Source organism: Streptococcus oralis subsp. dentisani, from assembly GCF_007475365.1.
Lineage (GTDB): Bacteria > Bacillota > Bacilli > Lactobacillales > Streptococcaceae > Streptococcus > Streptococcus mitis_AX.
The window spans coordinates 651,930-676,808 of record NZ_CP034442.1; the positions used below are offsets into that span (position 1 = coordinate 651,930).

The following is a 24,879-nucleotide window of genomic DNA, read 5'->3' on the forward strand; positions in this document are numbered from 1 at the left end:
CTTTCCTTTTTTATTTGCGTTTTTTCTTCGCTTTCTTCATTTTGTTAGCCATGCGTTTCATGGACTGTTTCATGGCAAATTCACCGATTTTACCTTTGAGACCTCCACCGAACATCTGGCTCATATCTGGCATTCCTGCTCCTCCAAGAGCTGACAAGTCAGGCATACCACCTTGCCCCATCATGCCTTCAAGGGCAGACATATCCATGCCTCCCATATTTGGCATATTCTTAGGGAGGTTATTTGGATTGATTCCCATTTGTTTCATCATCTTGTTCATATCTCCAGACATGACACCTTGCATGAGCTGTTTGGCCTGGTTAAAGTCCTTGATGAATTTATTCACTTCGATAAAAGTATTTCCAGATCCAGCAGCAATACGACGACGACGACTTGGATTTAACAAATCAGGATTTTCACGTTCTTCAGGTGTCATCGAAGACACGATGGCACGTTTGCGCGCAATCTGGCGCTCATCCACCTTCATATTTTGAAGGGCTGGATTGTTGGCCATACCTGGAATCATCTTAAGCAAATCTTCCATTGGCCCCATGTTTTGCACCTGATCCAATTGATCGATGAAATCATTGAAATCAAAGGTGTTTTCGCGCATCTTCTCAGCCATTTCAAGGGCTTTTTGCTCATCGTATTCTTGAGAAGCTTTCTCAATAAGAGTAAGCATATCCCCCATGCCAAGGATACGGCTAGACATACGATCTGGGTGGAAGGTTTCAATATCTGTAATCTTTTCACCCGTACCAGTGAACTTGATTGGTTTTCCAGTAATGTGACGAACCGATAGGGCCGCACCTCCACGTGTATCCCCATCAATCTTAGTAAGGATGACACCAGTTACTTCTAACTGAGCATTGAACTCACGGGCAACATTGGCCGCTTCTTGACCAATCATGGCATCAACTACGAGCAGAATTTCATTTGGCTGAGCCAAAGCCTTAACGTCACGAAGCTCATTCATGAGGAGTTCGTCAATCTGCAAACGCCCTGCGGTATCAATCAAGACATAGTCGTTGTGATTGGCTTGCGCTTGCTCCAAACCTTGACGAACAATCTCAACCGCTGGAACTTCAGTTCCAAGAGCAAACACTGGTACATCAATTTGCTGTCCAAGTGTTTTCAGCTGATCGATGGCAGCTGGACGATAGATATCCGCCGCAATCATCAATGGACGGGCATTTTCTTCCTTCTTGAGTTTGTTGGCTAGCTTACCGGCAAAGGTTGTTTTACCAGCCCCTTGCAAACCGACCATCATGATAATCGTTGGAATCTTAGGTGACTTGATAATCTCAGCCGTATCAGAACCTAAAACAGCTGTCAGTTCCTCATCAACAATTTTGATAATCTGTTGGGCAGGATTGAGGGTATCAATGACCTCGTGTCCTACTGCACGTTCACGAACCTTCTTGATAAAGTCCTTTACAACAGGCAAGGCAACGTCGGCCTCCAGTAAGGCCAAGCGAATCTCTTTGGTCGCTTCTTGGACATCAGCCTCAGATATTTTTCCTTTTTTACGTAGATTTTTAAAGACGTTCTGTAAACGTTCTGTTAAACTTTCAAATGCCATTTTTTTCTCCTATTTACTCAATTCAGTGGAAATCGTCCGAAATGTTGCAAACACTCAAGTTCTTCGGGTGTGATTTCTTTCATGATTTCATTTGGATATCCCCAACAGCTAAAACCTATTTTCATAGCTTTGGAGATATCATTGGGCGAGATAATCTGTAGTCGAGTAGGAAATGGTTCCTCTGCGGCTAATAGTTTGCAAGGTAATCCTTGATAAATAACTAGACTGCCCATGATTACTCCCGATTGTCAATACTTGTTAAAATTTCTATCTGCGCCTGCAGAAATTCATCCTTGGGATAACGCTCTAAGATCTGGTCAAAAATCTGACTGCGAACAATGTAGTCCGAGTACATGTGCAGTTTCATCTCATAATCTTCTAGAATCTTTTCTGTCCGCTTGATATTATCATAAACAGCCTGACGACTGACACCAAACTCTTCAGCAATCTCAGCAAGACTGTAGTCATCTGCATAATAAAGCTCAATATAGTTCATCTGCTTGTCCGTCAAGAGCGCGGCATAAAATTCAAAAAGTGCATTCATGCGATTGGTTTTTTCGATTTCCATAACCTTTATTATACCAAAAAAACGATTATACTGCTAGAGTGGAGACACTTCAAATAGAGCAAGAAGAAAAAAAGAACCTTGCAAAGCAAGATTCTTTTAGTGTCTGACTTAAATAATTGTTCTTCTGGGAACTAAATCGAATTAAGCTTCGATTTCTGTAACCATACCTGAACCAACAGTACGTCCACCCTCACGGATAGAGAATGTAGTACCTTGTTCTACGGCGATTGGGTGGATCAACTCAACGTCGATAGTCACGTTATCACCAGGCATTACCATTTCAGTACCTGCTGGAAGTTCGATTGAACCTGTAACGTCAGTAGTACGGAAGTAGAATTGTGGACGGTAGTTGTTGAAGAATGGAGTGTGACGTCCACCTTCTTCTTTAGTAAGGATGTAGACTTCACCTTTAAATTTAGTGTGTGGGTTGATTGAACCTGGTTTAGCGATAACTTGTCCACGTTCGATTTCGTCACGTTGAACACCACGAAGAAGGACACCTACGTTATCTCCGGCAAGACCTTCGTCAAGTTGTTTACGGAACATTTCAACACCAGTAACAACTGCTTTTTGAGTTTCTTCTTTGATACCAACGATTTCGATTTCGTCGTTAACACGAACAGTACCACGGTCGATACGTCCTGAAGCAACTGTACCACGTCCAGTGATTGAGAATACGTCTTCGACTGGAAGAAGCAATGGTTTGTCTGTATCACGTTCTGGTTCTGGGATGTACTCATCAACAGTGTTCATCAATTCCATGATGATGTCTTCGTATTTAGAGTCACCTTCAAGAGCTTTAAGAGCTGAACCTTGGATAACTGGAAGATCGTCACCTGGGAAGTCGTATTCTGACAAGAGGTCACGGATTTCCATTTCAACCAATTCAAGCAATTCTTCGTCGTCTACCAAGTCGATTTTGTTCATGAAGACGATAAGGTGTTTAACACCAACCTGACGTGAAAGAAGGATGTGCTCACGAGTTTGTGGCATTGGTCCATCAGTTGAAGCTACTACAAGGATAGCTCCGTCCATTTGAGCGGCACCAGTGATCATGTTTTTAACGTAGTCCGCGTGTCCTGGAGCGTCGATGTGGGCATAGTGACGTTTTTCAGTTTCGTACTCAACGTGCGCAGTGTTGATAGTGATACCGCGTTCGCGTTCTTCTGGAGCAGCATCGATAGACGCATAGTCTTTAGGTTGGTTAACTGCTGAAGGCAAGCGACGTGCCAAAACAGTTGTGATAGCTGCAGTTAGGGTAGTTTTACCGTGGTCAACGTGTCCGATAGTACCAATGTTAACGTGTGGTTTACTACGATCGTATTTTTCTTTTGCCATTTGAGTAAAAGCCTCCAATAAAATATATTTTATAGATAGACAGTAGGCAATACAGTCTAACTTTCCTTACTATTTTATCAAATTTCAGCTAAATTGCAAGTGTTTTACACACATTTTGTGAATTATTCTAAATCTCATAATTTCCCATTCTTTTCCTTCTCCAACAGAATCATTTAAAACACTTTTGACCAGTCTAACCTCAAGTCTTTTTATCAAAAAAATCAGGTCTCCCTGATTTTTAGATTGATTCTGATTTTTCCAGTTCTTTTTCTTTGGCTTCTTTATGATTTTCATATAATTTCGCCAAGAACTTAGTAATTTCTTTTAGGATAGAATATGTTGGCACTGCTACAATCATTCCGATAACACCATAAATATTGCTAGAAAGTAAGAGAAGGACCAGAATGGTGATTGGATGAACCTTCATAACCCCTCCAACGATACGAGGGTAGAGGATATTCCCATCCACCTGTTGGATAATCAGCATATAAATTACTGCAATGAGAACTCTGTGCGGATCAGTAAAGACATTGGCAATAATCATAGGAATCAGACCGATACTTGGTCCAACATAAGGAATCAGATTTGCCAAACCAGAAAAAATAGCAAAGACTAGAGCATATTTCAACCCTATCGTACTGTATCCAATATAAGCCAAACATCCGATAATAACAGCATCAATCGCAATCCCACTGATATAACGTGCGATAGTGGCGTTCAGATTCTTCAAGAGACTGGAGAAGTTTAATTTATCATGTTTTAGGATTGTTCGTTCCAACATCGGAAGGAATTTATGACCATCAAGCAAGAAATAAATCAAAAAGACTGGTGTCATAATGAGAATCAAAACTGTACTAAACAAGGCTGAAAGAACGCTGCCTAAACTATTGCTCACACTGTTGAGAATATTTTGTAAAATATCAACGTAAGATAAATTCAACTGTTGAATGGTTTTTTGAATATCAATATTTTGAAAGATTGGATTCATTGATAAATCATATATCAAATCTTGCAAGCGGCTATAGATATTCTGGCTAGAAATAATCAAGCTTGTCAACTGATTGATCAAAATCGGTAGCAAGTAGACTACCCCTACTACTATTGTACCAATCAAGGCACAAAGAGTGATGAGCACACCTATCAAACGATTGACTTTACATTTCTTTTCTAGAAATGTTACGATGGGATTTGTCAGGTAATAGAAAAATCCTCCGAGCAAAAATGGAATCATAATGGTATTAGCTACCATCACAAAAGGTGTGACAATCGCTCCCATCTCTCTCCAAAGGTAGAAAATAAGAGTTAATAGTAAAATTTCAGCTGTCCAAAAAAATAACTTGTTTCTACGGAACATAGGCGCCTCCTTCTTTCTATTTTACCATAATTCTTCAAAAAGATAAGATGGCTTTGCTATAAAAACGAGAATATTTTTTCGCTTTGTGATAGAATAAAACTACTATGAAGAAAATAATTTTAACCTTACTAACTCTTATCATTTTTGGTACAGCCATCCCCACTGTATCTGCGCAAGATTTTGACGTTGCTGCTAAACATGCCATTGCTGTCGAGGCTACAACTGGAAAAATCCTCTACGAGAAAGATGCAAATCAGCCTGTAGAAATTGCTTCTATCACCAAGATTCTCACTGTCTACCTAGTCTATGAAGCCTTGGAACAAGGAACCATCAGTCTGTCTACACCCGTTGATATTTCGGACTATCCTTACAAACTTACAACTAATTCTGAGGCGAGTAACGTCCCTATGGAAGCGCGCAAGTATACAGTGGAACAATTATTGGAAGCAACTCTAGTATCAAGTGCCAATAGTGCAGCCATTGCTCTTGCTGAAAAAATTGCTGGTTCAGAGAAAGACTTCGTTGACAAGATGAGGGCGAAACTTCTTGAATGGGGTATCCAAGATGCTACTATTGTCAATACTACTGGACTTAATAACGAAACACTGGGAAATAATATCTATCCTGGTTCTAAAAAGGATGAGGAAAACAAACTAAGTGCTTACGATGTTGCAATCATCGCTCGAAACCTCATCAGAGATTACCCTCAAGTTTTAGAAATCACCAAGAAATCTTCATCAACATTTGCTGGTATGGAAATTCACTCTACTAACTATATGTTGGAAGGGATGCCAGCATATCGAGGTGGAGTTGATGGGCTCAAAACTGGTACAACAGACAAGGCGGGAGCTTCTTTCGTTGGAACAACTACCGAAAAAGGTATGCGAATTATCACAGTTGTCTTAAACGCTGACCAGCAAAACAGTAATCCTTACGCTCGCTTTACTGCTACTTCTTCTCTTTTGGACTATATAACATCTAATTATGCTCTCAAAACGATTGTCCAGAAGGGAGAGGCCTACAAAGATAGCAAAGTTTCTGTACTTGATGGGAAGGAAGATACCGTAACTGCTGTTGCTAAATCTGATATCACTGTCATACAACGATTGGGAAGTCGAGCATCATCAAGCCTGCAGTTTACTCCAAAAACCAAGGCCGAGACAGCGCCACTAGAAGCTGAAACTGTTGTTGGTCATCTAACCTATGATGACCAAGATTTGGTCGGTCAAGGTTATCTCACTTCTGAAAAACCTTCTTTTGAAATGGTCGCTGAAAAGAAAATTGAAAAAGCCTTCTTCTTAAAAGTTTGGTGGAATCAATTTATCCGCTTTATCAATGAAAAACTATAAAAAATCGCGAAGAATCGCGATTTTTTCTTTATTTTATTTCATTTCTTTAAATGCTGCTTCCGCATCTGCATTGCTAATAGCTCCAAATTGGATTTTTCCGATTTTTCCTTGGCTGTCAATTAAGTATTCTGTTGGAATACTACGAATTTGGTAGGCTTGGAAGGTAGTTGCTTGCGTATCATATAAAACTGGTATATCCTTGTAGCCTTGTTCTTGGTACCATTTTGGAAAGTCTTGAACTGTTTTTTCACCTTGTAGACCTGGTGCAACGACACTTAGGATTTCAAAGTCTCGATCTTGTTTTGCAGCTAATTCCATCAACTCGGGCATACTCTTTCGACAAGGTCCACACCAAGAAGCCCAGAATTTTAAATAGACCTTTTTCCCTTTATAGTCCGATAGTTTCACTTCTTTGCCATCCATAGACTGCAAGGTGAAGTCTGGCGCATCCTTACCGACCGCGATTTGCTGTACAGTAGACTGTTTAGGATTTTCCGTTTGTTTGGTTTCTTTTTCACCACAGGCAATCAACAAGAATAGAGACATGAGGCTCAATCCAGCAAAAATAACTTTTTTCATCTTTTTCTCCTTTTATCCAAGAATTCCTGACAAGGCATTTAACTGCCCTAGCATTAATAATAATCCCATCAAAATAATCAAAGCTCCCCCGATTTTCTTTAGTAGGATCATATGGGGTTTTAATTTGCTAAAATAGGGCATGATCCATCCCGAAGCCAAGGCCAGAACAAGGAAAGGTAGAGCCATTCCCAATGTGTACACTAAGGTTAGTATAGCTCCTTGCCAAGCACCATTCCCTCCTGAAGCTGCAAGAGCCAAGACCGAACTCAAAACTGGTCCGATACAAGGGGTCCAACCAAAACTAAAGGTTATCCCAAGCAAAAAGGCTGATAGATAGTGATTTGACTTTGATTGTTTGAAGGTGACTGTCTTTTGAACTTCCAGTTTATTGAAATGCAAGATTTCCATCTGGTGAAGCCCTAAAAGAATAATGACTGTCCCCATAGCATAACGAAACCAGTCTGCATAGAGCATGTGCCCTAGGAATCCAGCTCCAAATCCCAAAATAAAGAAAATGAGGGAGATTCCTGCAATAAAGCACAAGGTCCGAATTAAGCCTGACCAGGCGACGTCTCTTCCCAAAAAGCGAAAACTTTTCGAATTTCCGTGATCATCCAGTAAAATACCAGCATAGACTGGCAGCAAAGGGAAGATACAGGGTGAAAAAAAGGACAAAACACCAGCTAAAAAAACGGACACTAGAAATATAATCGACTCCAACGAATTACCTACTTTCACAAAATTCTAATCTTATTTTACTACAAAAGAAAAAATTTGTGACAACTTTGCTACGCTTGTCTATTTTATCTAAACTTAACACAAAAAAAGGAGCTAAGCTCCTCAGATTGAAGACAAAGTCCTTAGACTACAAATTTCTAAGGGCTTTTCTTTGTGTAAAGTCGTATAATAGAGGTAAGAAAAGTTGTGAGGTATTTCCTATGTTTCACAAAGAAAATCTCGAATATAACCGCAATCAAGTTGGTTTTTACACGCTAGATGAACTCGTTCCGCAAGCCCATTTTCTTCGTCAGGTTGAGCAAGTGATCGATTTTTCCTTCATCTATGACTTAGTCGCAGATACTTATTCTGAAGATAAAGGTCGTCCTAGTTTAGACCCTGTTATGCTGGTTAAAATCCCTCTCATCCAATGTTTCTACGGTATCCGTTCCATGCTCTTGGTAGCTTTCCACTTGTGCCAACAAGTCTGCCACTTCTGATAAATCTCTCGTTTTTAACTCTCTGATGGGCTGGGTAAAGGTGTATCTCTCACCCAAAGCCCTAAAATCAATCACTGTTTTTCTATGCATATCCTAAGTATAGCACAAAAAGGCCAACCTAGAACAGCTAAATCCAGCTTTGTTTATTGATTTCCATAACTAAAAATCTTCTCTAAGTTGCTTTTTTCTATTTTTGGCAATTTCCATCAGATAGCCCACCTTCTTCTTGTAAAAGATGGTCTTGTTTGGAGTACTTTGCACAAGAATTCAACAAAAAAAGGAGAGTCTTGGTTTCTATACCCTTACTCTCCATGTCTTTTACTGTTCAGAAATTAAAAATTGATTTGAAGTTTTAATGATGTTTACCGTTTCCTTGATATCTAAATCATCCGTGAATAGAAAATGATGTTTATCACTATTTTTAGCTAGAAACTCTTTTCTTGCTTGGATTGATAAATCGCCTGTTCTCTCAATTTCTTTTCGAGAAGAGTCTCTCTCTTTCAAGGTTTCTTCTTGAGCCATTAGGACACAATATTTTAGCTTAATTCGTTTTTCTTTTAAGAAGGCTGCAATTTTCTTCAGTTGCTCTTCAAATATGACATACTCTATCACAACAGTAATGCCACGATCCAAGAAATTATTGGTCAGACTGATGATATTATCCCAGAACAAATCCATGTAAAATCTATCATCTTCCCAAGGAGCTACGAGACCTCCTTTAATCATTAAGTAAATCATATCCCCCTCTATCACTGCACTTTTGTCAAAAGAATAGGCCAACTCTTTGCTGACAGTGCTCTTTCCAACGCCTGGGGGCCCTGAAACGATATAAACACAATTTTCCAACCTTATACCTCTACATACTTGAAACATCTCTAATTTACGATAACTTTCAGCCCACTTATGACTTTCTTATGAAGTCTTCAGGATACTGTGCACGCGCACCTCCGATGAGTTTTGGACGACTAGCTAAAGCCGTTACATGGGCATGCCCAATCTCACGTAGTACCGGTCGAATCGGAACCTGTACATGCTTGACATGCATGCCAATTACGGTATCTCCGATATCCAACCCAGCATGGGCCTTGATGAACTCCACTTCGACAGGGTCTTTCATAGACTTAAAGGCTGCCAATTGACCCGAACCTCCTGCATGAAGTGTAGGAAGGACACTGACGATTTCCAGACCAAACTGCTCCGCCACTTGACGTTCAACGACCAGAGCCCGATTGACGTGTTCACAGCCTTGAACAGCTAGGTGAATTCCTTTTTCCTATAGGATATCTAGGATGGGATGATCTTCACAATGATTTCCCCAATTTCTTAGCTGGATTCCTTGCCAATATGGCCACCTAAAACTTCGCTAGAAGAAAGGCCCAAAACAAAGATAGCTCCTTGCTTCAAATTAGCCTTTTCTAATACATCTTCTACAATCTAGCTTGTTGCTCTTTGAATGTCTTTTTCCTTCATACTTGATAGCTCTTTTGTCACTATCTATCATATCTTTTTTTACTGATTTTATCAAGGCCAACTAATCATTCTGATTTTAAAAAGCAAAACTCCCAGAATTGACTGGGAGCTAACTTGTTTCTATTTTATTGATGTATATTTCAACCGTCGTTCCTTTTTCGGGTGCAGAATCAATCTTCATCTGGTAATTGTCTCCAAAATGAAGTTTGAGTCGTTGGTCGACATTTTGAAGGCCAACTCCTCCACGTTTGAGCTGACTTTGACTACTATCGCCAGCAGCTTGGAAACCAACGCCATCATCCTCAATGCAGATGACAAGCCCTGTATCCTTTTTCTGAACAGAAACTTTAATATGGCCCTGACCTTCCTTCTCCTTAATGCCATGGTAAAGAGCATTTTCTACAAGAGGTTGCAACACCAACTTGGGTAAGACTAGGTTATCAAAGTCAGGTTCTTCATCAATCTCATACTCCAGCTTATCACCATAGCGTTGTTTCTGGATAAAGAGGTACTGGCGGGCATGATTGATTTCATCAGAAAGAGAAATCAAATACTTTCCTTGATTGAGCGCCAAGCGGAAATAGGTTGCCAAGGACTTGGTCACCTGAACCACTCGCTGACTATCCTGAAATTCAGCCATCCAGATGATGGTGTCCAAAGTATTGTAGAGGAAATGGGGGTTAATCTGGCTTGATAGTGCTTGAAGTTCATACTGCCGAGTCGTTTCTTCCTGCCTGCGAACATCTGCCATCAGCTGATCAATCTGATCCAACATGGCATTAAACTGGCGAGTCACTTCTCTCAGTTCATAGGCACCAGCTTCCTTAGCACGAAGATTTTGTGTACCAGAAGCAATTTCCAGCATGGTTTCTCTCAGATCCTTCAAGGGAGCAATCCAGCGCTTGAGACTGAACCACACCAAACAGAGACAGGCAAGAAGAGATAAGGCACTAGCAGCAAGCAAGGTCCACATGAGTTGACTCCGAACCTGGTCTAACTTCTCCAACGAAGACACGCCTATAACCGTCCAATCTGTTCCTGCAATCTGTTCCTGACTAACGTAGGATTGATGGTCCAGCGTATAGCCCTGCCCCGTCTCGATGTAGGGTTTCATAGCCTCCATTTCACTCGCTGAGCTATAGACTGTGTGTTTCGGATGGTAGACAAATTCATGGTTTTCATTGATGATAAAGGCAAAGCCCTGCTGGCCCAACTGGAGTTGGTTAAGATAGGCTTCCAGAGTTTCGTAAGAAATGTCTAATCGAAGCACACCAAGATTGGCTCCCTTTGCATCAACCAGTTCTTGAGTGACAGAAATAACCCACTGACTATCTGATTTACGAGCTGGGGTTAAAACTGGCTTAGCTCCCTGATGAATAGCCTTTTGGTACCAATCCTCAGCCATCATATCAGATGAAGTTTTCATTTGCACACTGTCATCTGTAGAAATAACCTGACCGGATTTGGTGACGAGTACCACCGTTTTCAAGTCCTGGTCTGCCTTTAAGATCGTCAAAAACAGATCTCGGATTCCCTTGACTTGGTCTTGGTTAGGATTCTCAGCATAGGCTAGGACATCCTTCTGCTGAGTCAAACTGGTAGAGGTGGTTTCTAATTTTTTGATATAAGACTGAATAAAGTGGCTAGTCTGGCTGATGGTCGTTTGGCTATTGCCCTCAATGGTGGCCTCAATGGCTGATGAACTCGATTGATAGTAGAAAGTCCCAACCAGAGCTAGGAGAATGAGAAAGACCAGAAAGATGGAAATAACCATTCTGACTAAAAGAGAAGAACGCTTCATCGGCCTTCCCCTTTCTTAAACTGACGAGGTGTCACACCTGCAATCTGTTTAAAACGTTGGGTAAAGTAGTTCATATCTTCAAAACCAACCTTTTCGGCTATCTCATAAATCTTTAAATCTGTGGTCAGAAGCAAGAGCTTGGCTTGTTTAACACGCTCTCTCACCAGGTAATCCTGAAAAGGCAGGCCCAACTCTTTCTTAATCAAGGAACTCAAATAAGTCGGACTAAAATCTAAGTCACTGGCCAAGCTCTTTAAACTAAACTGGCTATCAGCCAGATGGGACTGGATTTTATGGGCCAGATTTCCCTCAAACTTATCAGTTAATAAATCTTGTAACTGCTCTTCCTTTTCTTCCTTGTCTAGTTTTTGCTTGATTTTCCCCAACATTTCCTCAATATCCTGACGCGAAAAGGGTTTGAGCAAGTAGTCATCTACACCGAGTTTGACGGCAGACAAGGCATAATCAAAATCATCGTAACCTGTCAAAAAAACTAGGTGAACCTGAGGATAGGTTTCTCGGACCAGACTGGCCAACTGGATGCCATTTAGCTGAGGCATATTGATATCAGTTAAAATGATATCCGGCACCTGCTTTTGAATCAATTCCCAAGCCTGTCTTCCATTTTCAGCCTGACCGATGATTTCCATATCGTAGGCTGCTACATTGACCAGTTTGGTCAAGCCTTGTCTTACCAGATATTCATCTTCTACGATTAAGATTGTGTAGGTCATGCTCTGCTCCTTTACCACTTACTAGTATCAGTATAGCAAAATTCTCCACTAACTGCTTAGGAAAGACTTCTTAATCGACATAATCTAGTAAATAGGCATAGCCTTTTTCTGCCATTTGGTCTTTGGGAATAAAGCGGATAGAGAGACTATTGATACAGTAGCGTAAGCCCCCCTTGTCCTCTGGTCCATCCGTAAAGACATGGCCAAGGTGAGAATCTCCAACTCGGCTCCGCACTTCCACGCGTGTCATATTGTAAGACTTATCTTCCTTGTAGGTGGCAACATCTGGACTGATTGGTTGGGTGAAACTAGGCCAACCACAACCAGACTCAAACTTGTCCTTTGATGAAAAGAGAGGTTCGCCAGTGGCCACATCCACATAGATACCGGATTCAAATTTATCCCAATAGCGGTTTGAAAAAGCTCGTTCTGTTTGATTTTTTTGGGTAACTGCATACTCCTCAGGTGACAAGGTCTTTTTCAATTCTTCATCGCTTGGTTTAGGATATTTGCTGGCATCGATGACGGGATAGGCAGCCTGATTGACATTGATATGACAATAGCCATTTGGATTTTTCTTTAGGTAGTCTTGGTGATAATCCTCCGCCACCACAAAATTCTTCAAGGGCTCCTTTTCAACTGCCAGAGGTTGGTCGTATTTCTTAGCCACCTCATCAAAGACTTGGTTTATTACTTCCAAATCCTTATCATCTGTGTAATAGACACCAGTACGGTACTGGGTCCCCACATCATTTCCTTGTTTATTTTTGCTGGTTGGATTGATAATGCGGAAGTAATGAAGCAGAATTTCTTTGAGGGAAATTTGATTGGCGTCATAGGTGACATGGACAGTCTCTGCATGTCCTGTTTGGTTAATCAATTCGTACTTGGTTGTTTCCCCTCTACCATTTGCATAACCTGAAACGGCATCTGTCACTCCAGGAACGCGTGAGAAGTATTCCTCCACTCCCCAGAAACATCCCCCAGCTAGATAAATTTCGTGCAAGTCTGCGTCTTTGCTCACTTCTGTTTTTTTCACTGTTTTTCCTCCTTGGCTAACTGATGCTTTCTCAATTTGCGAGCTATCTGTCTGCCCTGCATTTCGCATCAATAGAAAATAGAAACCGGTTATGGCTAGGAGAATGACCCCTGCCAAGACAAAAAGTTTTACTTTATCGTTCATAGCCTTTCTCTACCCCATTTCTTTCAATGTCTTTAAAATCATATCCTTATCCATAAAACCTGGTTGTGTTTTGACCAGCTTGCCTTCCTTGTCTATAAAGGCTTGAGTTGGGTAAGGACGAACACCATAACTTTCCAAGAGTTTACCTGACGGGTCAATCAAAACTGGAAAATTTTTATAATCCAATCCCTTGTACCAGTTCTTAAAGTCCGCTTCCGCTTGTTCTCCCTTGTGACCAGGAGACACCACTGTCAAGACCACATAGTCATCACCAGCATCCTTAGCGATTTCGTCCGTATCTGGAAGGCTGGCTAGACAGATGGAACACCAAGAAGCCCAGAATTTAAGATAGACTTTCTTGCCTTTGTAGTCAGATAAACGATAGGTCTTACCATCTACTCCCATCAGTTCAAAATCAGCGACTGCCTGACCCTTGGTGGCAGTTTGTGAACTGACTTGTTCGGTTTTGGTTTGCTCCTTCATAGTAGACTCGTCTGACATGTTTTTAGCCGAACAGGCTGCCAAGCAACAGATTGAGCCTACTCCAAGGAGACATGTTTGCCATTTTTTCATTTCTTTTTCCTCTCTATTCAAATAATGCAGTCAAAATGGAAGCATTTCCCAAAAGCACCAAGATTCCCATCACGATAATGAGGAAACCACCCACTTTTTTGAGGGTTCCGAGGTAAGGATGGAGTTTTCGGAAATGTTTCAAAACATAGCTGGAAGCAAGAGCTAGAACCAAAAATGGTAGCGCCAAACCCAGCGTGTAAACTAACATGAGACCAGCTCCCTGCCAAGCTCCTGAACCACCTGAAGCCGCCAAGGCCAAAACAGACCCCAAAACTGGCCCCACACACGGCGTCCAAGCAAAACTAAAGGTCAACCCCAGTAAAAATGCCTGACTATAGCCGTTACCCTTTTGCCCCTGTCTCTTTAATTGTAGCCTTCTTTCCTTGTAAAGTCCCTGAAAATGTAGGACTTCCATCTGGTGCAAGCCTAAAAGAATGATAACTGCACCCGTCACATACTGAAACCAAGAGGCATAAAGCAAATCGCCTAAAAAACCAGCTCCATAACCCAGCAAGATAAAAATAAAGGAAATTCCCACTATGAAAGCCAGAGTTCGTAACAAACTAACAAGTGAGATTGAAAATTTTTCGCTAGAAGCCTGAGAACCATCTTTGTCATCCAACAAGACCCCTGCATAAACTGGTAACAAAGGTAAAATACAAGGAGAAAAGAAGGAAAGAATTCCAGCAAGAAAAACACTGATAAAAAAGATTACATTGTCCATTGCCTTCCTCCATTCTTTGATTTGATAGGACTATTATAGCTCCAAAACTCCAGAAAAAACAGGGACAATGATAGGGAAAAATAGGAATTTAATCAGTTTATTTAGAAATTTTGCACAAAAAAAGCTCTATAATATTTGTAATGGGTAAATCCCCTATGGATATTATGGAGCCTATTTTATTGTAGAAAAAAAGTCCCATAAGATCTATAATGAAAAGCGACTAATAATTTCAGCAAACTTATCAAACGAAATGCCTTTGGTTTTCGGAACTTTGAAAACTTCAAAAAAAGGATTTTCATCGCTCTCAACATCAAAAAAGAAAGGACGAAATTCGTCCTTTCTAGATCTTAGCTGATTTCAACTCACTACAGTTGACAAAGAGCTGATTTTTCTGTCTAACTTTTTGGGGGCGGTACGAGCTCCCTTCATTTTTAATAAGTTCCTTCTTCACCTTGACTGGTCAGGATAACAGGGCCGTCTTTGGTAATCACGAACTGGTGTTCATATTGGCAAGATAGGCCACCATCAATAGTCTTATGAGCCCAGCCAGTCTTCATATCTGTATCAATTTCCCAGTCACCAGTATTAATCATGGGTTCAATGGTTAGCACCATTCCTTCACGGAGACGGAGTCCACGGCCTGCAATACCGTAGTTAGGAACCATTGGTTCTTCGTGCATAGTTGGACCAACACCATGACCAACCAAATCACGAACGACACCATAACCGCGACTTTCAGCATATTCCTGAATTGCTGCACCGATATCACCGATGCGATTGCCGACAACTGCTTGCTCAATCCCTATATACATAGCTTCCTTGGTCACGTCCATCAGGTTTTTCACTTCTTCAGACGGTGTACCAACCGCATAAGCCCAACATGAGTCTGCTAGACCGCCAGTATAGTTTTGTGTGTATTTTTTCATTTGCTCAACATTATTGAAGTTGAGTTTTGACACATTGAGATCTGATTTGGCAATCGGCCCACCTAGAACCATATCAACCTTGAGCAAGTCCCCATCTTTCAAGATGTAATGACGTGGAAAAGCGTGAGCTACTTCGTCGTTAAGAGAGCAACAAGTGGCATAGGGGTAATCCATGACTGCCCCATCCACGCCAATCTGTAGAGGAAGGAAATTTTCCTCTTTACAACGTCGACGAACGTACTCTTCAACTTCCCACATATCCACGCCAGGCTTAATTAAATCACGTAAGCCTATATGGATACTAGCTAGGAAATCACCAGCCTTGTCCATGGCTTCGATTTCACGTGCTGATTTTAAAGTTATCATTTTTTCTCCTAGATTCTAATTAATTTTAACCGTAACATTTGCTTTTGAAACAATCTGATGCCCATGATAAATATCATAATCAATAATAGCTGAACGTCTCGTGTGGTGAATAATCCGAGCCTGAATCCGCAGAGTATCATCTATCTGAACAGCTTGCAAGAAGTAAATTAGCATCTGCTCGATGATGAGATTGCGTCTACTATTTGCTACCAAATCCTGTGTCATGTGAGTTAAAATTTCAGCAAGAACACCATTTGCTAAAACCCCGTTCTTCTCAAGCATAAAGGGTTCAACTGTAATCACAACTTCGTCGTGATGATAAGACAACTTCTGACCGATTTGCTCTGAAAAAGTCGGCAAGGCTGAAACTTGAGAACGACTCATCTTATCCATAACATCTCGTCTCGTTACAACTCCGAGCAAAGTTTGATTGCTTCTCACGACTGGGACCATCTCAAAGTCTTCTGCTATCATCCGTTGACTGACGTTAGCTATATTCGTTGCCAATCCTGTCAGGAAGAGACTACGAGTCATCACCTTGTCAATCGTTGTGCTAGGTGATTTATCCCCCGCATCTCGCATGGTAACAACTCCAACAACCACTTGATGCTGATTGATGACTGGGAAACGACTACTTCTGTTCTTACGTACCAAATCTAGATAGTCTTTCACTGTGTCCGTTTCTCTTAAGAAACCATACTCATGACTGGGACGATAGAGCTTTTCAACTGTTAAAATATCTGTCTTAATCTGTACATTTGACAAAGCTCTATTGATCATAGTCGCAACTGTAAAAGTATCATGCTTGCTTCGTAAAACAGGAATACCCTTTTTATTGGCAAGAGCTAGTACATCCTCGTGCACATGAAAACCACCTGTTACAAGGACCGCATTTTCATTTTCCAGAGCTAAAAGTTGAATACGAGTACGGTCACCTACGATCAAAAGACCACCATCATTCAGATAGGACAAAATATTCTGCTCGGTCATGGCCCCAATGGAGAATTTGCTAAATTCTCTGTCCAAACCTTCTTGACCAGCTAACACTTCAGAGGAGGTGACTTCTGCAATCTCTGCATAGGTCAGTTTTTCAATAGCCACTTTCTGAGATTTGACACGAATGGTTCCACTACGAGGTCGAGTTTCTACAATTCCACGATTTTCAGCCTCTTTAATGGCACGATAAGCCGTTCCATCACTGACACCCAAGTGATTGGAAATACTACGAACGCTGACACGTTTTCCTATTGGTAACTCTTCCAGATAACTTAAGATTTCCTGGTGTTTACTCATTGAATTCTCCTTTTATGTATCGAAATTCAAGATAGTCCCTCATTTTTCGTGTATAGCGATCGCTTCCCTTAAACTGTCGGACGAGGCTAAATCCCGATTTTAAGGCTACTTTTTGACTAGCTTGATTCTCCAGATGAGTGATGATGGATAATTGTTTTAGACCAAATTCTTCAAATGAGAGCTGACAAAGTTTGGTAACTACTTCTGTCATAAAACCTTGTGACCAAGAATCCTTTTTTAAGAAATATCCAATCTCAGCTTCTTTCTTGATTTCATCTATTTTTTCAAATTTAATGGAACCAATCATTTCCTGATTGTCTTGCTTGCAGATTGCCCAAACACCCAAAGGAGCCTTCATAAAATAGTTGGCAAGTGCGTACTGACTTTCTTCCAAACTTGCTTGACTGGGAAAAATAAACTGCAGATTTTCCGGATTTGAAGCAATATCGTAAAATGCTTGACTGTCACTAAAAAAGAAAGGACGCAAATACAAGCGTTCCGTTTCAAAGAAAGAAAACATTGCTAATTTGGTCCAAATATTCATAATCACCTCAATGGCTTAGTCTTCGACGAGTGTAATATCTGCTCCAAGACTACGTAATTTTTCAATAATATCTGAGTAGCCACGAAGGATAAACTCAATATTTGTAATTTCAGTCTGGCCTTGAGCCATCAGTCCAGCAATCACAAGTGCAGCACCAGCTCGCAAGTCTGTAGCTTTCACCTTGGCACCTTGTAGAGTTCGTCCACCAGTGTAGAAAATATGGTCATTTGTAGTCGCAATATTTGCATCCATTTTTGCTAATTCAAAGACATGGTTGACACGTTTTTCATAAATGGTATCAATAATAGTACCACGACCTTGAGCAGTTAATAAAAGTGGTGTGATTGGTTGTTGTAAATCCGTTGCAAATCCTGGATAGGGGGCAGTTTTAATATTGATGGCCTTCAAATCAGACTGTTCTTCAACGAAGATACTATCCTCAGAGACTGTCATGCGAACGCCCATTTCCTCTAGTTTGGCGATAAAACCTTCTAAATGCTCATAGAGAACATTGTTAATACGGATTCCTTTACCAACCGCTGCTGCAAGTGAAATATAGGTTCCTGCTTCAATACGATCTGGAATAACTTGGTGACGCGTTCCATGAAGTTGCTCGACACCATCAATAATGATAATATCAGTCCCTGCACCACGAATGTGAGCCCCCATGTTATTCAAAAGGGTAGCCACATCGATGATTTCTGGTTCACGAGCCGCATTTTCAATAACAGTCCGTCCCTTAGCCTTAACAGCCGCAATCATGGTATTAATCGTTGCACCAACACTGACGGTATCCATGTAAATACTTGCGCCGTGAAGTCCCTTACCTTGGGCAGATAAATTCATATTATCTCCCTCATAGCTTACCTTGGCTCCCATGGCTTCGAAGGCTTTTAGGTGAAGGTCAATCGGACGAGGACCAAGATCACATCCGCCAGGAAGTCCAACCGTAGCTTCACCAAAACGACCTAAAAGACTTCCATAGAAATAATAAGATGCACGAAGGCTATTGATCTTACCATAAGGCATTGGAATATTCTGAACACCTCTAGGATCAATCTCCAAAACATCATCGTAGCGTTTTACTTTCGCTCCCATGATTTCCATAATTTCGACAAGACTAGCAACGTCTGAAATATCTGGGACACAATCCAAAGTGACAACATCATCTGCCAGTATAATAGCAGGGATTAATGCTACAACACTATTCTTAGCACCGCTAATGGTGATCTCACCTTGCAATGGATGTCCACCATTGATGACAATTTTTCTCATGTTATACTCTTTCAAAATTTACTAAAAAGGTCTTTACATTCTATTATACCATAGTTCTCCTATTTTTCCCATTTCTGTTTAATAAAATTCTCCCTCTTTTTATCTTCTAAAATAGAAAAAAGACCCATCACACAAGCACAAAAGCTTGGTATGATAGGCTTTTAAAAGTTTAGATTAACGTACTGTACGGATACGCATTGTGTTTGTACGGACAGCTTCTCCAAGCGGTACACCTGCAACGATAATCATATCATCACCAGATTCTACCAAACCTTGTTCTACTGCAATCTTTTCGGCAAGTTCGAACATATCATCAGTGTTTGATGGACGTTCAGTTGTTACTGGGATAACACCCCAGTTCAACATCAATCCACGTTGAGTTAATTCATCGAAAGTGATTGCCAAGATATCAGCATCTGGACGGTATTTAGAAATCAAACGAGCAGTGTGACCTGTCTTAGTAAGAGTAACCACCAACTTGATGTTCATAGAGTTTGTCGCATCCTTAACAGCTGAAGCCATAACCTCAGTCTTAGAATTACGTGCCAAGTTAACAAACGACAAGCGACCGTATTCTTTCAAAAGGGTTTGAGCATTCTTGTCAATTGTAGCCATTGTTGTTACTGACTCAAGTGGGTATTTACCGTTTGCAGACTCACCTGAAAGCATTGTAGCGTCAGTTCCGTCGATAACAGCGTTAAATACGTCTGATACTTCTGAACGAGTTGCACGTGGTTTTTCAGTCATTGTTTCAAGCATGTTTGTTGCTGTGATAACAACTTTGCCTGCTGCGTTCACTTTAGTGATGATCATTTTTTGATAAACTGGAACCATTTCGAATGGCACTTCGATACCCATGTCACCACGAGCGATCATGATACCGTCAGCAGCTTCAATGATTTCATCCAAGTTATCGATACCTTGTTGGTTTTCGATTTTCGCAAACAATTGAACGTGACCATTACCAGTTTCTTCACAGATTGCACGAACTTCGTCGACGTCTTTTGCAGTACGTACGAATGAAATCGCGATGAAGTTGATACCTTGTTCAAGACCAAAGCGGATATCATCGTTATCACGTTCAGCAAGAGCTGGGAAAGGAATTTTAGTGTTAGGGATGTTTACACCTTTCTGCTTAGCAATGATACCGTCATTTTCAACGACTACTTCAAATTCACGAGTTGCATCGTCTTTTGCGAAAACACGAAGACCCAATTTACCATCGTCAACCAAAACTTGGTGACCAACTTCAACATCATCGTAGATATCAAGGGCACCAGCAACGTTCAAAGCAATCACATCACGAGTTGATTTGATTCCTTGTTTAGTTGCAACACGGATTTTTTCACCAGTTTTGTAAGAGTACTCTTTTGCGTCACCTTCAAACAATTCTGTACGGATTTCAGGCCCTTTAGTATCAAGAAGGAAACCAACTTTTTTACCTGCAAGTTTCTCAGCAAGTTTAACAGTTGCCATACGCTCACCTTGTTCTTGGTGGTCACCGTGTGAGAAGTTGAAACGGAAAGTGTTTGCTCCTGCTTCAATCAATTTAGCAATATTTTGAGCTGAAGCTTCAACGTCAAGTTTTTCACCCCAGTATCCGTCTTCACCGAATTTTTTACCACCACGGATTTCAACCGCAGGACCTAAAGTTGCAACGATTTTTACACGTTTATTCATGATTTTTGTGACTCCTTTATATAATTCGACCTTTTATGGTCATGTTACCAAATTAATGAAAGTTGATTAGGACAAGCTCTTGTTCAAAGCAGAAAGTTCAAGATCAGCTTTATGAGGGTTGTTAACAATAATCTTACCTTCTGCAGTTAAGCTAAACAAAGCTCCTTCTTCTGCTGTACCAAGAATTGGATTCTCAACCATTTTTTCGTTACGGATACCAACAGCGACACCACCGATTCCTTGTTTAAGGAGTTTAACAGCGTGTGCGCCCATACGAGATGCCAATACACGGTCACGAGCAGTTGGTGAACCACCACGTTGGATGTGACCAAGTTCTGTGACACGAAGGTCACTTGTATCTCCAGCTTCTTTTAGTTTTTGACCAAATTCAGCTGCTGACATAACACCTTCTGCCAAAACGATAATGTTGTGTTTTTTACCGTGCTCATAACCAGCTTTGATACTAGCTACGATATCTTCCATCTTGAAGCCTTCTTCAGGGATGATAATTTCATCAGCACCAGTTGCGATACCAGCCCAAAGAGCGATATCACCAGCGTTACGTCCCATTACTTCAACAACGAAAGTACGACGGTGACTTGATGATGTATCACGAATCTTATCAATGGCATCCATAGCAGTCGTAACTGCAGTATCAAATCCGATTGTAAAGTCAGTACCTACGATATCGTTATCGATTGTACCTGGAAGTCCAATAGCAGGGAATCCATGCTCCGTCAAGCGCATAGCTCCATGATAAGAACCGTCTCCACCGATGACTACGACACCTTCGATACCGTGTTTTTTCAATTGCTCAATCCCTTTGAGTTGACCTTCGAGTTTTGCAAACTCAGGGTAACGAGCAGAGTGAAGGAAAGTACCACCACGTGAAATGATGTCTCCTACTGAAGCAGCATCAAGTGGATAAATTTCACCGGCAACCATACCTGCGTATCCATCATAGATACCAAAAACTTCCATTCCTTCTGAGATTGCTTGGCGAACTACTGCACGGATGGCAGCATTCATACCAGGGGCGTCTCCACCACTGGTCAAAACAGCAATACGTTTCATTTGGTTTATGCTCCTTTTTCTTTTAACATTCTTACTGATTATACCATATTTAAATCGAAAATTCTTCTATTTTCCGTATTTTTAGCGATAAATCGTTTTCATAACAATTCCCTCTAATTTTTCCTGTAAAAGGGGATCTTTTTTTACAAAATGTTGGGAGGAAACAATTGTTTTCTCTTCCTCAACATACCTGATAATTACAGGAATAGAGCCTTTATGTTGTTCTAGGATATTTGAAATCTCTTTATCATTTTCATGATTTTTAACTTGAATCCAGAATCGTTCCGCCACTGCTTCTTTCAAATCTTGTGCAATCATTTGCAGACGACCATCTCGAGATTGAACTTTGCCATTGATGTAGTAAAATTTACCTTCGGATAAAATGGAAGCAAATTTTCTATATTGGTCTGAAAATACAGTTACATCCATCCGAGACTTACTATCATGAACCTGTAGAAAGGCCATACTCTCGCCTTTCTTGGTTCGAATCACTTTAATCTTTTGAACTTCAACTAGGAGAGTGGCTTGAGCTCCCTCGGTTAGATTAGTGATTGGAGTGATCGGATATAGGGCTTGTTTGGCAAGAGTTTGGAGAGGATGGGGACTGATACCTACCCCAATCAGTTCCTGCTCTTTGTAAAATTTCTCTGCCTCAGTAAAATCATCAGATTCAGTCCAACTATAATTTGTATCCGCAAAGAGTCCACCTAACTCCTCAACAAAGACAAATAAGTTTGGTAGGTTCACTAAGATTTTCTGGCGATTCTTGTCAAATTCATCAAAAAGCCCTAGTTCAACCAAAGGCGTCAAAAGCGACAGTTTCTTGTAATTCTTGGGAAGACGTGTGACAAAATCTTCAATGCTTGAGAAAGGACGATTTTCAATAATCCAGTAAGACAAATCTCTTGGCATTCCCTTAATGGCTTTTAGACCAAGATAGATTTTCTTCTGAGCAATTTTATCATGATAGGGAATGCTTTTGATTGCTAAGGGAGCTACTTCAAAGCCCATCTGCAATGCATCTACAATGTAATCACTGCTTGAATAATTCAACATGACTTGGAAGAAAATAGCAGGATAGTGTGTCTTGAAATAAGCAAGCTGGAAAGCCAGTGCTGAGTAGGCATAGGCGTGGGATCTGTTAAATCCATAGCCTGCAAACTTTTCCATCACTGCAAAAACTTGGTTGGCCTTTTCTTCTGTATGCCCCAATTTCATAGCTCCAGAGATAAAATCTTCCTTCATCAAATGCATCTCTTTAGCATTTTTCTTACCCATGGCTCGTCTGAGAATATCGGCTTTACCAAGACTGAAACCTCCAAAGCGCTGAGCTACCTGCATGACCTGCTCTTGATAGAGCATGATACCATAAGTTGATGAGAGAATATCCTCCAAGGCAGGATCTAGCACTGTCACCTTTTCTTTGCCGTGCTTCCGAGCGACAAAGTTATCAATATAATCGCTTGCCCCCGGTCTGTTGAGTGAGGTTGTGGCAACTACCTCTTCAAAGACTTGCGGCTGAACTCGTTTCAAAAGTCGAATAGCGCCAGGTTGTTCAAATTGAAAAATTCCTTTAGTATTCCCAGAAGCAAAGAGGGCCAGAGTTGCCTTGTCTTCCAAGTCAATCTCTTCGATTTTCAGATGAACACCTTCTGACTCAGCCAATAATTCCTGCATTTTTTGGACAAAAGTTAGGTTACGCAGACCTAGGAAATCCATTTTTAAAAGGCCATTAGCTTCAACACCATGAGCATCATACTGGGTGATCAGCATATCCTCACCGTATTTGAGCGGGATATAGTCTGTCAGGTCCTGGTCACTCATAACGACCCCAGCTGCATGGATAGAGGTCTGACGAGGATACCCTTCAATCTTTCGAGCAATCTCAAAAGCTTTTTGATATTCCATTTTGCTATTTATGACCTGCCTAAACTGTAAATTCTTTTCATAGGCTGTCGTTAGCGTATCTCGGAAACTGATTTTTTTCGTAATATTTGTTAATTCGTACTCTGGAACGCCATAGCGTTTGAAAACATCACGAATTGCCTGTTTTGCTCCAAAGGTCGAATAAGTGACAATCTGTGCCACGTGTTGACTACCATACCGATCACGAACATAGCGAATGAATTCTGGCCTATAAAGGTCTGGGATGTCGATATCGATATCAGGCATAGTGTAGCGCTCACGATTTAAAAAGCGCTCGAAAATCAGGTTCTTTTCAACCGGATCAATTCCTGTGATGTCAAGTGAGTAGGCCACCAAGCTACCCACAGCAGAACCACGCCCCATACCCATATAGTAGCCTTGGGAACGTCCAAAACGGAGCAAATCCCAAACTACAAGGAAATAGTCGTCAAAGCCCATATCATGAATCACAGTTAATTCTTCATTCAATCGCTCATGATAGGTAGCTGAGGTTAGCCCCTTGTCACTCAAACCTTGCTCAGCTCTCTCTCTAAGTTCTTCTACTGCAGGTCTTTCAGGATTAAAGCGAGGAAGTTTTAAACTTGGATCGATTTGATAGCTTACATTCTCTATCAGACCTTGGAGATTGGCAAGCGCCTGAGGGAAGCGATTCATAAAACGTGCTTCCAAGTCTGAGGCAGGTAGAAAGATTCCTTGTTGTGAATGCACATTCACTTCTCTTAGGCTGACATTATCCTTGATTGCCGATAAGATTTGTAAAACTTGAATATCTTCTTTTTCAAAAGAATTGACTTGATAGAGTGGAAGAATGGGCCTAGTAAAGACTTCTTGAGGAGTATCTGGACTAACACCGATATAATAGTCATAGCCTAAATCTAAGTGTTCGATCCCCTCAAAATAGGGAACAATAATGGCAACATCTTCGAGGTGGGAGGTGAAGTCAGACCAATTTTTTCGTCCAGTCATTTTTAAAGTGGATAACTTCATCAACTCTTGGTAACCTTTAGTAGATAGAGCTAGAAAACGGAAAGAAATCTCCTTCTCGTCTATAATCAAGGTCATTTCTAGACCAATTAAAGGTTGAATGCCATGCTTACGAGTTGCTTCTAGAAAATAATAGGCTCCATAGAGATTATCCACATCCATGATAGCAAGGTGAGAATAGCCGTATTCTTTAGCCATTTGTACGTATTTTTCAATTGAAACCACACTTTCCATAAAACTATAAACAGTCTTGGTGTCGAGCTGTGCAATCATTCCATCTCCTCCTTGCTTTAGATATAATACTATTATACCATTTTAAAAACTAGAATGAAAAGGTAG

The 24,879-nt window shown here is 40.8% G+C and carries 21 protein-coding genes and 3 pseudogenes; 3 read left to right on the forward strand and 21 right to left on the reverse strand.

The genetic code is table 11. The features are described from left to right. Window positions 1-10 precede the first annotated feature (10 nt). The 5 genes from ffh to EJF26_RS03395 form a co-directional block, all read right to left on the reverse strand. Window positions 11-1,582, reverse strand: coding sequence for a signal recognition particle protein (ffh, locus tag EJF26_RS03375; protein ID WP_000863610.1), 1,572 nt, complete (start codon window positions 1,580-1,582; stop codon window positions 11-13). A gap of 17 nt (window positions 1,583-1,599) precedes the next feature. After that, window positions 1,600-1,815: a hypothetical protein gene (locus EJF26_RS10020; protein WP_000535217.1), complete on the reverse strand. Its 216-nt coding sequence runs from the start codon at window positions 1,813-1,815 to the stop codon at window positions 1,600-1,602. A 2-nt stretch (window positions 1,816-1,817) separates the two neighbouring features. Further along, window positions 1,818-2,150: a putative DNA-binding protein gene (locus EJF26_RS03385; protein WP_000402069.1), complete on the reverse strand. Its 333-nt coding sequence runs from the start codon at window positions 2,148-2,150 to the stop codon at window positions 1,818-1,820. 141 nt (window positions 2,151-2,291) lie between these two features. Next, entirely contained in the window at window positions 2,292-3,488 is a 1,197-nt protein-coding gene (tuf, locus tag EJF26_RS03390; RefSeq protein WP_001040719.1) for an elongation factor Tu, read from the reverse strand. A 238-nt stretch (window positions 3,489-3,726) separates the two neighbouring features. Beyond that, the gene (locus EJF26_RS03395; protein ID WP_000489832.1) at window positions 3,727-4,842 is read right to left on the reverse strand and encodes an AI-2E family transporter; all 1,116 of its coding nucleotides are present in this window, start codon (window positions 4,840-4,842) and stop codon (window positions 3,727-3,729) included. 104 nt (window positions 4,843-4,946) lie between these two features. Here EJF26_RS03395 and pbp3 point away from each other — a divergent pair, with 104 nt between their 5' ends. Next, complete coding sequence (pbp3, locus tag EJF26_RS03400) at window positions 4,947-6,191, forward strand: D-alanyl-D-alanine carboxypeptidase PBP3 (RefSeq protein WP_000720661.1); 1,245 nt, start codon at window positions 4,947-4,949, stop codon at window positions 6,189-6,191. Window positions 6,192-6,224: 33 nt separating this feature from the next. Here pbp3 and sdbB read toward each other — a convergent pair whose 3' ends face one another. Together sdbB and ccdA2 (EJF26_RS03410) are read right to left on the reverse strand one after the other, a co-directional pair. Continuing rightward, window positions 6,225-6,770 (reverse strand): thiol-disulfide oxidoreductase-associated lipoprotein SdbB, encoded by a 546-nt coding sequence (gene sdbB / locus EJF26_RS03405; protein WP_000755588.1) that lies wholly within the window; start codon window positions 6,768-6,770, stop codon window positions 6,225-6,227. 12 nt (window positions 6,771-6,782) lie between these two features. Beyond that, a complete protein-coding gene (gene ccdA2, locus EJF26_RS03410; RefSeq protein WP_025168927.1) occupies window positions 6,783-7,490 on the reverse strand; it encodes a thiol-disulfide oxidoreductase-associated membrane protein CcdA2 in 708 nt (235 codons plus the stop codon). 218 nt (window positions 7,491-7,708) lie between these two features. On the opposite strand from ccdA2 (EJF26_RS03410), the pseudogene EJF26_RS03415 reads away from it, so the two are divergent. Beyond that, window positions 7,709-7,942: pseudogene (locus EJF26_RS03415) on the forward strand (transposase); the annotation flags it as partial. A gap of 363 nt (window positions 7,943-8,305) precedes the next feature. Here the strand turns inward: EJF26_RS03415 and EJF26_RS03425 are convergent. The 7 genes and pseudogenes from EJF26_RS03425 to ccdA2 (EJF26_RS03455) form a co-directional block, all read right to left on the reverse strand. Next, on the reverse strand, window positions 8,306-8,833 hold the full coding sequence (locus tag EJF26_RS03425) for an AAA family ATPase (protein WP_000426564.1): 528 nt from the start codon (window positions 8,831-8,833) through the stop codon (window positions 8,306-8,308). Between the two features lie 55 nt (window positions 8,834-8,888). Then, a pseudogene (locus EJF26_RS03430) lies at window positions 8,889-9,421 on the reverse strand (TIGR01440 family protein). Between the two features lie 145 nt (window positions 9,422-9,566). Further along, entirely contained in the window at window positions 9,567-11,258 is a 1,692-nt protein-coding gene (locus tag EJF26_RS03435) for a cache domain-containing sensor histidine kinase (protein WP_000831086.1), read from the reverse strand. Beyond that, window positions 11,255-11,992, reverse strand: a complete 738-nt coding sequence (locus EJF26_RS03440) for a response regulator transcription factor (RefSeq protein WP_000222623.1) — start codon at window positions 11,990-11,992, stop codon at window positions 11,255-11,257. Before EJF26_RS03440 ends, EJF26_RS03435 begins: the two co-directional genes overlap by 4 nt. A gap of 70 nt (window positions 11,993-12,062) precedes the next feature. Then, window positions 12,063-13,175, reverse strand: coding sequence for a peptide-methionine (R)-S-oxide reductase MsrB (gene msrB, locus EJF26_RS03445; protein ID WP_000998584.1), 1,113 nt, complete (start codon window positions 13,173-13,175; stop codon window positions 12,063-12,065). A gap of 9 nt (window positions 13,176-13,184) precedes the next feature. Beyond that, complete coding sequence (locus EJF26_RS03450) at window positions 13,185-13,748, reverse strand: redoxin family protein (RefSeq protein WP_000759261.1); 564 nt, start codon at window positions 13,746-13,748, stop codon at window positions 13,185-13,187. Between the two features lie 13 nt (window positions 13,749-13,761). Beyond that, window positions 13,762-14,472 carry a thiol-disulfide oxidoreductase-associated membrane protein CcdA2 gene (ccdA2, locus tag EJF26_RS03455; protein ID WP_000370902.1) on the reverse strand — a complete coding sequence of 237 codons (711 nt, stop codon included), beginning with the start codon at window positions 14,470-14,472 and terminating at the stop codon, window positions 13,762-13,764. A gap of 213 nt (window positions 14,473-14,685) precedes the next feature. Here ccdA2 (EJF26_RS03455) and EJF26_RS03460 point away from each other — a divergent pair. Beyond that, window positions 14,686-14,823: pseudogene (locus tag EJF26_RS03460) on the forward strand (transposase); the annotation flags it as partial. Between the two features lie 80 nt (window positions 14,824-14,903). On the opposite strand, the gene EJF26_RS03465 reads toward EJF26_RS03460, so the two are convergent. The 7 genes from EJF26_RS03465 to EJF26_RS03495 form a co-directional block, all read right to left on the reverse strand. After that, window positions 14,904-15,764: a methionyl aminopeptidase gene (locus EJF26_RS03465; RefSeq protein WP_000631551.1), complete on the reverse strand. Its 861-nt coding sequence runs from the start codon at window positions 15,762-15,764 to the stop codon at window positions 14,904-14,906. Between the two features lie 15 nt (window positions 15,765-15,779). Further along, on the reverse strand, window positions 15,780-17,057 hold the full coding sequence (gene spxR / locus EJF26_RS03470) for a CBS-HotDog domain-containing transcription factor SpxR (protein WP_000033804.1): 1,278 nt from the start codon (window positions 17,055-17,057) through the stop codon (window positions 15,780-15,782). Then, the gene (locus tag EJF26_RS03475; protein WP_001028749.1) at window positions 17,050-17,601 is read right to left on the reverse strand and encodes a GNAT family N-acetyltransferase; all 552 of its coding nucleotides are present in this window, start codon (window positions 17,599-17,601) and stop codon (window positions 17,050-17,052) included. The genes spxR and EJF26_RS03475 overlap by 8 nt, the downstream gene beginning before the upstream one ends. A gap of 15 nt (window positions 17,602-17,616) precedes the next feature. Continuing rightward, a complete protein-coding gene (locus EJF26_RS03480) occupies window positions 17,617-18,876 on the reverse strand; it encodes a UDP-N-acetylglucosamine 1-carboxyvinyltransferase (RefSeq protein ID WP_001227075.1) in 1,260 nt (419 codons plus the stop codon). A 174-nt stretch (window positions 18,877-19,050) separates the two neighbouring features. Further along, window positions 19,051-20,556, reverse strand: coding sequence for a pyruvate kinase (pyk, locus tag EJF26_RS03485; protein ID WP_001042823.1), 1,506 nt, complete (start codon window positions 20,554-20,556; stop codon window positions 19,051-19,053). Window positions 20,557-20,622: 66 nt separating this feature from the next. Further along, window positions 20,623-21,630, reverse strand: a complete 1,008-nt coding sequence (gene pfkA, locus EJF26_RS03490) for a 6-phosphofructokinase (protein ID WP_000820874.1) — start codon at window positions 21,628-21,630, stop codon at window positions 20,623-20,625. 81 nt (window positions 21,631-21,711) lie between these two features. Beyond that, the gene (locus EJF26_RS03495) at window positions 21,712-24,813 is read right to left on the reverse strand and encodes a DNA polymerase III subunit alpha (protein WP_000561562.1); all 3,102 of its coding nucleotides are present in this window, start codon (window positions 24,811-24,813) and stop codon (window positions 21,712-21,714) included. Window positions 24,814-24,879 lie beyond the last annotated feature (66 nt).

Coding starts and splice junctions, on each gene's coding strand:
- ffh (WP_000863610.1), bottom strand. CDS start 1,582: ATGGCATTTGAAAGTTTAACAGAACGTTTACAGAACGTCTTTAAAAAT.
- EJF26_RS10020 (WP_000535217.1), bottom strand. CDS start 1,815: ATGGGCAGTCTAGTTATTTATCAAGGATTACCTTGCAAACTATTAGCC.
- EJF26_RS03385 (WP_000402069.1), bottom strand. CDS start 2,150: ATGGAAATCGAAAAAACCAATCGCATGAATGCACTTTTTGAATTTTAT.
- tuf (WP_001040719.1), bottom strand. CDS start 3,488: ATGGCAAAAGAAAAATACGATCGTAGTAAACCACACGTTAACATTGGT.
- EJF26_RS03395 (WP_000489832.1), bottom strand. CDS start 4,842: ATGTTCCGTAGAAACAAGTTATTTTTTTGGACAGCTGAAATTTTACTA.
- pbp3 (WP_000720661.1), top strand. CDS start 4,947: ATGAAGAAAATAATTTTAACCTTACTAACTCTTATCATTTTTGGTACA.
- sdbB (WP_000755588.1), bottom strand. CDS start 6,770: ATGAAAAAAGTTATTTTTGCTGGATTGAGCCTCATGTCTCTATTCTTG.
- EJF26_RS03435 (WP_000831086.1), bottom strand. CDS start 11,258: ATGAAGCGTTCTTCTCTTTTAGTCAGAATGGTTATTTCCATCTTTCTG.
- EJF26_RS03440 (WP_000222623.1), bottom strand. CDS start 11,992: ATGACCTACACAATCTTAATCGTAGAAGATGAATATCTGGTAAGACAA.
- msrB (WP_000998584.1), bottom strand. CDS start 13,175: ATGAACGATAAAGTAAAACTTTTTGTCTTGGCAGGGGTCATTCTCCTA.
- EJF26_RS03450 (WP_000759261.1), bottom strand. CDS start 13,748: ATGAAAAAATGGCAAACATGTCTCCTTGGAGTAGGCTCAATCTGTTGC.
- ccdA2 (WP_000370902.1), bottom strand. CDS start 14,472: ATGGACAATGTAATCTTTTTTATCAGTGTTTTTCTTGCTGGAATTCTT.
- EJF26_RS03465 (WP_000631551.1), bottom strand. CDS start 15,764: ATGATAACTTTAAAATCAGCACGTGAAATCGAAGCCATGGACAAGGCT.
- spxR (WP_000033804.1), bottom strand. CDS start 17,057: ATGAGTAAACACCAGGAAATCTTAAGTTATCTGGAAGAGTTACCAATA.
- EJF26_RS03475 (WP_001028749.1), bottom strand. CDS start 17,601: ATGAATATTTGGACCAAATTAGCAATGTTTTCTTTCTTTGAAACGGAA.
- EJF26_RS03480 (WP_001227075.1), bottom strand. CDS start 18,876: ATGAGAAAAATTGTCATCAATGGTGGACATCCATTGCAAGGTGAGATC.
- pyk (WP_001042823.1), bottom strand. CDS start 20,556: ATGAATAAACGTGTAAAAATCGTTGCAACTTTAGGTCCTGCGGTTGAA.
- pfkA (WP_000820874.1), bottom strand. CDS start 21,630: ATGAAACGTATTGCTGTTTTGACCAGTGGTGGAGACGCCCCTGGTATG.
- EJF26_RS03495 (WP_000561562.1), bottom strand. CDS start 24,813: ATGATTGCACAGCTCGACACCAAGACTGTTTATAGTTTTATGGAAAGT.